The sequence below is a fragment of the Nonomuraea lactucae genome, assembly GCF_003313395.1.
In the GTDB taxonomy this organism is placed as follows: Bacteria; Actinomycetota; Actinomycetes; order Streptosporangiales; family Streptosporangiaceae; genus Nonomuraea; species Nonomuraea lactucae.
Genome location: NZ_QNFZ01000067.1, coordinates 1 through 8,542 on the forward strand (window position 1 = coordinate 1; position 8,542 = coordinate 8,542).

Below are 8,542 nucleotides of genomic sequence, written 5' to 3' on the forward strand. Positions count from 1 at the left end.
CCTGACGGGGCGCGCGCAACGGGCGGGCTTCGCGGGCGGAGTCGCGCGGGCAGGGCCGCCCGCAGCCGCTCCCGGCCGCGGCGGGTCAGTTGCTGGGGCGGCCTGGACGGGTCGGGCTGGGACGGGTCTGGCCTGGGTGGCTGGGACGGGTCTGGCATGGGTGCCTGGGACGCGTCGGGTGGGACGGGTCGGGTGGGACGGGTCAGTCGTTGTCGGGGATGAGCAGGCCGAGCAGCCAGCTGACGAGGCTGATGATGACCGAGCCCCAGAAGGCGGCCGGGTAGAAGTTGTCGACGTGGAAGGGGATGCCCAGCTCGCCCGCGATCCAGCTCGTCAGCAGGAGCATGGCCGCGTTGATCACGAGCAGGAACAGTCCGAGGGTGAGGACGATGATCGCGCAGCCGAGCAGCTTGACGATCGGCTTCACGATGGCGTTGACCAGGCCGAAGATGAATGCGACGGCAAGGATCGTGCCGTAGTAGGCGGGGGAGTTCGCCGCTGTGGTGATCTTGATGCCGTCGATGAACTGGACGGCGACCCACAGCGCGGCCGCGGCCGCGAGGGTTCTGATGATGAATCTCACGCTGGAAGATCCTCCCATTTCCGCCCGCGAGTCGGATAGGGCGATCGGTGCGCGGTTCCGCGCGGCACGCCGGTGAGCACGGCGTTATCAGCCGTCCAACCTGGGCAAGAGGGGCCAGGGGAGGAGTCGAGATGAGCGCCGAGGGACTGGAGTCACTGTCGGCCAGCGAACTGCACGAACGTGCGGTCCGCTACGCCGTGCGCCACGGGGATGTGGGGTTCCTGTGGAACCTGCTGAAGATCATTCCTGCGGCGGAGGCCGCGTCCGGCCACGACACCGAGACCGTGGCCGACCTCAGCCGGGTGTCCGCGCTGCTCAGCGACGCCCTCGCGGCGGGCGAAGGCGACCTGGGCGACGCGCTGCGCCCGGTCTACATCGACTACCTGACCCGACACCCCGACGCCTAGCGCCTGTGCGGTCCTCGGGTCAGGCCACGGACGTCCGGCTATCCGGCCAGCCGGTCCTCCGCCCCGACGTACGCGGCGAACCCCGGCGTGCCGACCTCCCTGCCGTCCTGGTCGACGATCAAGGTCTGGTACGGCCCCGCCGCCGCCTGCTCGGCGGCGAAGCGCCTGGCCAGCACCGGTCCCATGGCGTACATCGCGGTGGCGTAGGCGTCGGCCACGCCCAGGTCGGGGCCGATCACGGTGACCGAGCCGACTCCGGTCTGCCGCCTCCCCGTGAGCGGGTTCATGACCGGCGCGCCGCCCGAGGTGGCGATGCCGAGGTCGTGGGCTTCGACGATTTTTCGTACCAGCCCCGTACGCGGGTCGTGGATGCCGACCCGCCAGGGCTTGCCCGGCGCCGCCGACCCGCGCACCCTGATGTCGCGGCCCGCGTCGATGCGGTGGTCCCCGGCGCCGGCGGTGGACAGCGCGCGTGACAGCCGTTCGAGCGCCCAGCCCTTGATGTAGCCCGAGGGGTCGATGACGCCGTTGACGCGCGCCTCGAACCCGAGGGGTCGATGACGCCGTTGACGCGCGCCTCGAACCAGCCGCCGGTCTGCCTGCTCAGCTGGTCGCAGCGGTGCAGCACCTCGATGAGCTCGGGGATCTGCTCGATCGTCTGGCCGCGGTTGAGCCGGCCGATCTGGCTGGTCTCGCGTACGGGGCTGAACGTGCGGTCCACCCAGCGCAGCCAGGCGAAGGCGTCGTCGAGCAGGGGGCCCAGCTCCCGGCGTGGCAGGGCCGTGCGGATGTCCACGCTCACCGGCATGCCGCTGATCGTCTCGGCGCGGGCGCTTCCGGGGAAAGTCGTCACCTTGCCTCCTTCTCCGCCGCCAACCGTTCCACATCGGGCGTAATGTCCCGCTAAACCTCTGCCGGAACCCTGGTCCGCCTCGGCCTCCGCCGTACGACGGCGGTGGAAGGTCAAGCCGCCGGAAAGGGTGAGTATGGTCAGAATCATGGCTAACGTGCGTGTTGAGCGGACTGATGACGGCGGGTTCCGGGCGACCAACGGCCGCGGGGCCGAGGTGCGCATGGGCGGCGGCGACGAGGAGGGCGTGTTCACGCCGATCGAGCTGCTGCTGGCGGCGGTGGGCGGGTGCAACATCGTGACCGTCGAGCCGCTCACCGCCAAGCGGGGGCACCGCCTGCTCCGCCTGGCGATGACGGTGTCGGCGGACAAGGCCGAGCCGAACCGGCTCGGGCCGGTGACCGTCACCTACGATGTCGAGCTGCCCAGCAATGAGGCCGACGAGGTCTTCCGGGCGGTGGCGGAGCGGGTGCACGAGAAGTACTGCACGGTGAGCCGCTCGCTCAGCGAGGGCACGGAGGTCCGTTTGGAGCTTTCGTAGCCCGATTAGGCAGATATTCGACCCCGTTATGACGCGTCCGTTGCATTCGTCTCGGTAATGTCGAGGCAGGTCAGGAGTCCTGCTCCTGGTCTGATGAGCTTTTACCGAGGCGGACGCGGAGGGGGACCGTGGTCCGCAGTGCGGGACCGCCGGCGTTTTGGGGGAATCGCCGGCCTGGACCGCCTTCGATCGGGGCCGGGCAGCTTTGGGGGAACTGCCCGGCCCCGACTCATGCGTAGGGTCGGGCCTGCGTAGGGTTCGGTGCCGTGGCAGAACTCATGACAAAACTCCTCATCGACTGCGATCCAGGCATCGACGACGCGCTCGCCCTCGCCCTGGCGGCCGGTTCACCGTACCTGGAGGTCGTGGGCGTCACCACGGTCGGCGGGAACGTGGACCTCGCGCGGACGACCGCCAACGCCCTGGCCCTCAGGGAGTTCCTGGACCTCGGCGACGTGCCCGTCACCCCGGGCGCCGCCGGAGCGCTGCTCCGGAAGACGGTCCGCGCGGCCCACGTGCACGGATCCACCGGCCTCGGCGACGCCGTCCTGCCACCGCCCACCCGCCCGGCCTGCGAGGGCCACGCCGTGGACTTCATCGTGAACACCCTGCGCGCCTCGCCCGGCGAGATCACGCTGGTCGCCACCGGGCCGCTCACCAACATCGCCCTCGCCGTACGCCGCGAGCCGCGCATCGTCGAGTGGGCCCGCGACTTCGTGATCATGGGTGGCTCCTACACCCGCGGGAACCACAACCCGGCCGCGGAGTTCAACATGCTCGCCGACCCCGAGGCGGCCTCGATCGTCTTCGACGCCGGATGGACGGTGAAGATGCTCGGCCTGGACGTGACGCTCAAGGCCCTGGTGACCACCGAGGTCCTGGACCGGATGCGCCCGCTCGGCCGCCTCGCCGACGTGCTGCTGGTGCCGGCGGCGTCGGCGTACGGCATGGTGACGGCGGAGGGCGGCCCGGCCATCCACGACGCCTGCGCCGTGGCGTACGCGCTGGACCCCTCGCTGTTCACCTGCGTGCCCGCGGTGGTGCGCGTGGAGACCGCCGGCCTGTACACCTCGGGGATGACCGTGACGGACTTCAAGCTGCACGACCGGCCGGCCAACGCGCTGGTGGCGACCTCACTGGAGGCGGGGCGGTTCTGGGACGTGGTCCTGGAGGCGTACGGGCGGCTGGCCCGGCGGCTCGGTTGACCGGTGCAGCCGGGCCTGCGGCCTCCGGCGAGTGTGCGGGTGGTCTGCGGCGGCTGCTACAGTTACGTGTGTTGCGGGCGCCGCTAGCTCAGTTGGTCAGAGCAGCTGACTCTTAATCAGCGGGTCCGGGGTTCGAGTCCCTGGCGGCGCACAATGACACGGAGCCCCAGCTCACGCTATGCGAGCTGGGGCTCCTTCGTCGGCGCGGCCGCCGGTCCGGGCGCCTGGGGGTAGCGTCGGGGGCATGCGGCTTCACGTGGGATGCGCGATGTGGAATCACACGCCCTGGCGGGGCCGGTTCCTGCCCCATCCGCTCCCTCCCGAGGAGCGGCTGCGGTCCTACGCGAGCTGGTGCAACGCGGTCGAGGGCAACACGACGTTCTACGCGACGCCGGCGAGGAGCGCGGTCGAGTCGTGGGCGCGGCAGACCGATCCCGGCTTCCGTTTCGTGGTCAAGCTGCCGAAGGAGATCACCCACGAGCGCCGTCTCAGCGGCGCCGATGAGGAGCTCCGTGCGTTCCTGGAGGCGATCGAGCCGCTCGGGCCGCGGGTCCATGCCCTCTGGGTGCAGTTGCCTGGATCGTTCGGTCCGGGCGACCTCGGGGGGCTGGCCGCGTTCCTCCACCGGCTTCCCCGCTCCCGCAGATACGCCGTCGAGGTGCGCCACCGGGCGTTCTTCGTGGACGCGCGGGCGGAGCGGCTGCTCGCGAGGGTGCTGGCGGGCGTCGACGCCGAGTGGATCCCGTTCGACACCACCGTCCTCTTCCAGAGCCCTCCGACCAGCGACGCCGAACGGGACGCGTGGACGAAGAAGCCGCGCGTGCCGCGCCGCTCGCTCGCTCTCACCGCCCGTCCGATCGTCCGCTACCTCGGCCGCGACTCCGTGGAGAGCACGGTCGAGGGCTGGCTGCCCTGGATCGAGACGGTCATCGGGTGGCTGCGGGAAGGCCGCTCGCCGACCGTGTTCATCCACACGCCCGACAACGCCGACGCGCTGACGCTCGCGCGCCGGTTCCACGACGACGTACGGACCCGGCTGCCCGAGCTGGAGCCCCTGCCTGAGCCGGTGCCGGCCGAGCCGCCGACGCTGTTCTGAGCGGCGGTCGGCCCGGGCGGAGGGCGTCAGCGGCCGGTGGCACCTGGGTCAGGGCTTGTGCTGGTCGTAGCCCACGCCGTTGCACTGGCGGCCGCCGTTGACGCAGTGCTTCACCAGTGCGGCCTGCCGGGCCTGGTCCCAGCCGTTCATGAAGTCGTAGTGGAAGGAGTAGCCGGCCCCCGAGGAGTACCGCAGCCCGCGGGTGACTCCGCCGGGCAGCTTGTAGGGGACCTTCATCTCCAGCATGGGCAGCGGCACGGGGTGGCTCGGCGGGCACACGCCGCGGACGGGGAAGGCCATGTGGCTCTTGTGGTTGGCGGAGTCGAGGTTGACCCCGTCCCAGCAGCTCGGCGCCTTCAGCCGGACGATCAGCGCCGAACCCGGCGGGCACGACGCGGGGATGTCCGCCGAGGTGCGGCTGCCGCAGCTCCAGTAGCCCTGGAACTGGGCGGCGGACGGCGTGTGCATGTCACCCACGATCAGCCGGAAGCCCGGAGGGAACGGCTTGACGGTCCGGTAGTCGTTCACACCGGACTTGTAGTAGGTCGTCACCATCTGCGGATCGACCGGCTTGCCGTCCTGGAGCAGCGTGGGGATCCAGTAGCCGGTGCCGTCCTTCTTGTCCTGGCAGCTCGTCGGTCCACCGAGCAGCGACTGGTTGGTGGAGCGGGCGTTCGTCTCCCTGTTGCCGAAGAACGTGTGGTTGTGCGCCGCGCCGGCCCGGCCCGGGTACACGATCGGGTCGTCCGACAGCCGGTGGGTCACGGTGCAGTTCGCCGCGAACTCCCGGTACTGCGCGCGGGGCGGCGGGTCGGACTTGGCGGGGTCCGACGCCTTGGGGGTGGCGGAGGGGGTCTGCTTCACCGGCGGGGTGGCCTGGGGCGTCGGCGTGTGCGGGCCGTGCGGCGAGCCCGTCGCGCCGTGGTCCTGGGGGGCCGCGGCGGAGGCGGTGGCCGACGGCGGCAGAAGAAGAGGCTTCACCGCGATCACCGCGCCGGCGGCGACCAGGAGAGAGGCGAGCACGCGGCTGGGCGCGTGGTTAGGCATGGGGTTCCTTTCGCATCGGTTCCGGCCCGTCGATCTGGTGGATCCGGACGGGCCGACGGCACGCTAGCGGGCGGGCGTGCCGGGCGCCTGAGCAGAAAGTCCCGGGACGGCCGGACGACCCGGCCTAGTTTCCAGGCGTCTCCGGTCCCCAGGCGTCCGTGGTTTCCAGGCGTCCCTGGTTTCCGGGCGTCGTGCCGGTCCAGACGAGCAGCGCTTCGGTCCTGCTGCGGACCTTCAGCTTGCCGTACACGCTGTTGAGGTGGTTCTTGACCGTCTTCTCCGTCACGCCGAGCCGTACGGCGATGGAGGCGTTGGACAGGCCGAGGGCCAGGAGGTTCAGCACGTCACGCTCGCGCCCGGTGAGGCCGAAGCGGGCCTGCGCGGCTCGGCGGCCCGCCGCCCGCTCGCGCGCCTCCCGTTCCCTTTCGAGCTGGCCCCGCACCAGGGAGGTGGCGACGGACGCGGCGACCGGCGAGAGCCAGCCGCCCTGGTCGGCCACCGCCAGGACGGCGCGCACCAGCTCCGGCGGGTCGAAGTGCCCGTGCACCAGGTAGCCGCGTGCCCCGCGGCGGAGCATCTCGGCGATGAGCTCCTCGCTGGAGTCGCTGGTCAGCACCAGGACGCTGCTGAGGTGGGCCAGCTCGGCGATCACGGACAGGCCGTCCGCGATGGGCATGCGATGGTCGAGCAGCGTCACCGCCGGCTGCCGCCGCCGCGCGAAGGCCAGGGCGGCCTGGCCGTTGCCCGCTTCGCCGATCACCCTGATGCGGTCCTCGGCGTCGAGATAGGCGGCCATGGCCGCGCGGACGATCGGGTTGTCGTCCACGATCAGCACGTCGATCACGTTGGTTGTCATCGTTCCATCCGCTGGTACGGCGGGGTGTCCCTGTCCTCGCGGTCCTCGCGCCGGGTGAGTTCCCGGGGCACGTCCATCGTGCGGCGGTCGGGCGTGGCTCTCTGGTGCCGCGCCCGCGCGCCGCCCACGCCCGCCTCCCCGGTGATCGGGACGCGCAGGGTGACGACGGTCCCCCCGGCGTCGGAGACGACCCGCAGCGTGCCCGAGACGGCCGTCGCCCGCTCCGCCATGCCGACGAGCCCGAAATGGCCCGCGGCCTGCAGGGTGGTCAGGTCCCGGGGCACCCGGAAGCCGAACCCGTCGTCCGCCACGACCAGCTCCAGCCATCCGCCCGTGCCGCGCAGCCGTACCCTCACCTGCCCGGCGCTGGAGTGGCGCTGGACGTTGGAGAGGGCCTCCTGCAGGACGCGGACCATCTCGTAGCGGACGGCCACCCCCGGGTCCGGGCAGTCGGCGCGCAGGTCGACGGTGATGCGCGTCTCCAGCGACCAGTCCTCGCACACCCGGCGGACGGTCTCCTCGAACTCCTGGTTGGGGACGTCGCCGCGCAGCCCTTCCAGCAGCTGGCGGGCCTCCTTGGCGGCGGCCTCCGCGCCGCGGGAGACGGTGTCGGCCAGCTGCTCGGCGAGCGCCGGCTGCCGGCGCAGCGACGAGGGGAGGGCCAGCGCCGCGAACGACACCCCGCGCAGCGTCTTCGTGACCGAGTCGTGCAGCTCCCTCGCCAGCCTGGCCCGCTCGTCGGCGGCGGCCGAGCGCTGCGCCGAGGCGATCACCTCGACCACGAGGTCCACGTACCGCACCAGCGCGGACGTGGCGACCGCGCCGCCCAGCCCGGCCAGCAGCGTCATCATCGGGAACGCCATGATGAACGCCGCCAGGTCCGGCGACGGCGGCAGCCCCGACCGCACGGTCCAGGCCGCCACCGCGAAGCCGAGCGCCGTCTGCACCGTCCAGATCGGCCAGGCGCGCATGCCCAGCAGGGCGCCGCCCAGCGCGGCCGAGCCCGCCGTGAAGCAGAAGAAGGCGATGCCGCGCCCGCTGAGCAGCAGGACCGCCACCGCCACGAGCGAGTCGACCGCCATCACCGCCACGGCCCGGCGCACCACGGAGGGCCGGCGCGTCAGCGCGGCGACCTCGGCGGCCGTGGCGCAGACCGTCACCGCCAGCACGGCGGGCACCCGCCAGCGCTCCTGCACCACCAGGAGTCCCGCGCCGGCGGCCGTCAGCACGACCGCCGCCCTGCCGAGCATCACGGCGCGGCAGATCGCGGCCGACGCCACGAGCGGGTTGACGGGGTGGGCTGCGTCCGTCACGGCGGCCCCCTGCGCCAGGGTCCGGGGATCGCCCACTGATCAGCCCTCGAGCTCGACGTCGTCGACGAAGAACTCGTACGCCTGGGGCATCTGGTCGGTCGCGATGACGAGGTCCACCCGGCGCAGCCGGCCGGACGTCAACGAGCCGACCGGGAGCACGAAGCTCTTCCAGCGCAGCGGTGGCGCCTGCAGCACGACGCTCTTGGAGCCGGCCCGGCCGGCCGCGCCGGACGCCGAGACGCGCAGGATCGTGCCGAACTCCCGGCCGCCGAAGACACGCAGGCGCAGCGTGGTGCGCGCGCCGACGGGGACGGGGGTGTCGGCGAGGATCGTGGCCGCGGCCAGGTCCTCCCGCCTGGCCACCCGCTTCTGGATCCTGATGGTGGCCTCGTCCGTTCCGGGGGGCTGCTGTCCGGGTGTGACGTTCGTGCCGGTGCCGCGGACCTGCCAGCCCGTTCCGAGCATGCTCCGGTAGATCCGGCAGGACGGCCGCGCGGAGAGGATCTCCACCCCGCTCTTCGCGGTCGCGCGCGCGCAGCCCGCCGTGGTCGTACCGGGCTCGGTGCGGCGTGCGGTGCGGCGTTCGGTGGGGGGCTCGGCGGGGCGCTCGGTGGCGTGCTCGGTCAGGGGCGGGCCGGCCGTGG

At 72.3% G+C, this 8,542-nt stretch carries 10 protein-coding genes, 1 tRNA gene and 1 pseudogene; 5 read left to right on the plus strand and 7 right to left on the minus strand.

Annotated features, from left to right (window positions below; all coding sequences use genetic code 11):
- Positions 1-202: 202 nt before the first annotated feature.
- Positions 203-583 carry a phage holin family protein gene (locus DQW85_RS05380; RefSeq protein WP_113699311.1) on the minus strand — a complete coding sequence of 127 codons (381 nt, stop codon included), beginning with the start codon at positions 581-583 and terminating at the stop codon, positions 203-205.
- Between the two features lie 131 nt (positions 584-714).
- On the opposite strand from DQW85_RS05380, the gene DQW85_RS05385 reads away from it, so the two are divergent.
- Positions 715-990 carry a hypothetical protein gene (locus tag DQW85_RS05385; RefSeq protein WP_113699312.1) on the plus strand — a complete coding sequence of 92 codons (276 nt, stop codon included), beginning with the start codon at positions 715-717 and terminating at the stop codon, positions 988-990.
- 38 nt (positions 991-1,028) lie between these two features.
- Here DQW85_RS05385 and DQW85_RS46540 read toward each other — a convergent pair whose 3' ends face one another.
- Both DQW85_RS46540 and DQW85_RS47885 read right to left on the minus strand, forming a co-directional pair.
- Positions 1,029-1,607, minus strand: a complete 579-nt coding sequence (locus DQW85_RS46540; protein ID WP_275888175.1) for an FAD:protein FMN transferase — start codon at positions 1,605-1,607, stop codon at positions 1,029-1,031.
- Positions 1,538-2,065 (minus strand): annotated as a pseudogene (locus tag DQW85_RS47885) (FAD:protein FMN transferase); the annotation flags it as partial. The pseudogene DQW85_RS47885 and the gene DQW85_RS46540, both read right to left, overlap by 70 nt.
- Here DQW85_RS47885 and DQW85_RS05400 point away from each other — a divergent pair.
- From DQW85_RS05400 to DQW85_RS05415, 4 genes are all read left to right on the plus strand, one after another.
- The gene (locus DQW85_RS05400) at positions 1,989-2,381 is read left to right on the plus strand and encodes an OsmC family protein (protein WP_113699319.1); all 393 of its coding nucleotides are present in this window, start codon (positions 1,989-1,991) and stop codon (positions 2,379-2,381) included. The pseudogene DQW85_RS47885 and the gene DQW85_RS05400 sit on opposite strands and share 77 nt — an antisense overlap.
- 266 nt (positions 2,382-2,647) lie before the next feature.
- Entirely contained in the window at positions 2,648-3,586 is a 939-nt protein-coding gene (locus tag DQW85_RS05405; protein WP_205314894.1) for a nucleoside hydrolase, read from the plus strand.
- A gap of 77 nt (positions 3,587-3,663) precedes the next feature.
- Positions 3,664-3,737 (plus strand) — tRNA-Lys (locus DQW85_RS05410).
- A gap of 93 nt (positions 3,738-3,830) precedes the next feature.
- Positions 3,831-4,682 (plus strand): DUF72 domain-containing protein, encoded by an 852-nt coding sequence (locus DQW85_RS05415; RefSeq protein WP_113699315.1) that lies wholly within the window; start codon positions 3,831-3,833, stop codon positions 4,680-4,682.
- A gap of 48 nt (positions 4,683-4,730) precedes the next feature.
- Here the strand turns inward: DQW85_RS05415 and DQW85_RS05420 are convergent, their stop codons facing one another.
- From DQW85_RS05420 to DQW85_RS05435, 4 genes are all read right to left on the minus strand, one after another.
- On the minus strand, positions 4,731-5,729 hold the full coding sequence (locus tag DQW85_RS05420; RefSeq protein ID WP_113699316.1) for a DUF1996 domain-containing protein: 999 nt from the start codon (positions 5,727-5,729) through the stop codon (positions 4,731-4,733).
- A gap of 124 nt (positions 5,730-5,853) precedes the next feature.
- A complete protein-coding gene (locus DQW85_RS05425) occupies positions 5,854-6,585 on the minus strand; it encodes a response regulator (RefSeq protein ID WP_113699317.1) in 732 nt (243 codons plus the stop codon).
- Positions 6,582-7,898 carry a sensor histidine kinase gene (locus tag DQW85_RS05430; RefSeq protein ID WP_162794749.1) on the minus strand — a complete coding sequence of 439 codons (1,317 nt, stop codon included), beginning with the start codon at positions 7,896-7,898 and terminating at the stop codon, positions 6,582-6,584. The genes DQW85_RS05425 and DQW85_RS05430 overlap by 4 nt, the downstream gene beginning before the upstream one ends.
- Positions 7,899-7,937: 39 nt before the next feature.
- The coding region (locus DQW85_RS05435) for a hypothetical protein (RefSeq protein ID WP_162794750.1) at positions 7,938-8,542 on the minus strand (605 nt) is incomplete at its 5' end.

Excerpts from the sequence above, each read along its gene's own strand:
- DQW85_RS05400 (WP_113699319.1), top strand. The coding sequence starts at position 1,989 with ATGGCTAACGTGCGTGTTGAGCGGACTGATGACGGCGGGTTCCGGGCG.
- DQW85_RS05385 (WP_113699312.1), top strand. The coding sequence starts at position 715 with ATGAGCGCCGAGGGACTGGAGTCACTGTCGGCCAGCGAACTGCACGAA.
- DQW85_RS05420 (WP_113699316.1), bottom strand. The coding sequence starts at position 5,729 with ATGCCTAACCACGCGCCCAGCCGCGTGCTCGCCTCTCTCCTGGTCGCC.
- DQW85_RS05415 (WP_113699315.1), top strand. The coding sequence starts at position 3,831 with ATGCGGCTTCACGTGGGATGCGCGATGTGGAATCACACGCCCTGGCGG.
- DQW85_RS05425 (WP_113699317.1), bottom strand. The coding sequence starts at position 6,585 with ATGACAACCAACGTGATCGACGTGCTGATCGTGGACGACAACCCGATC.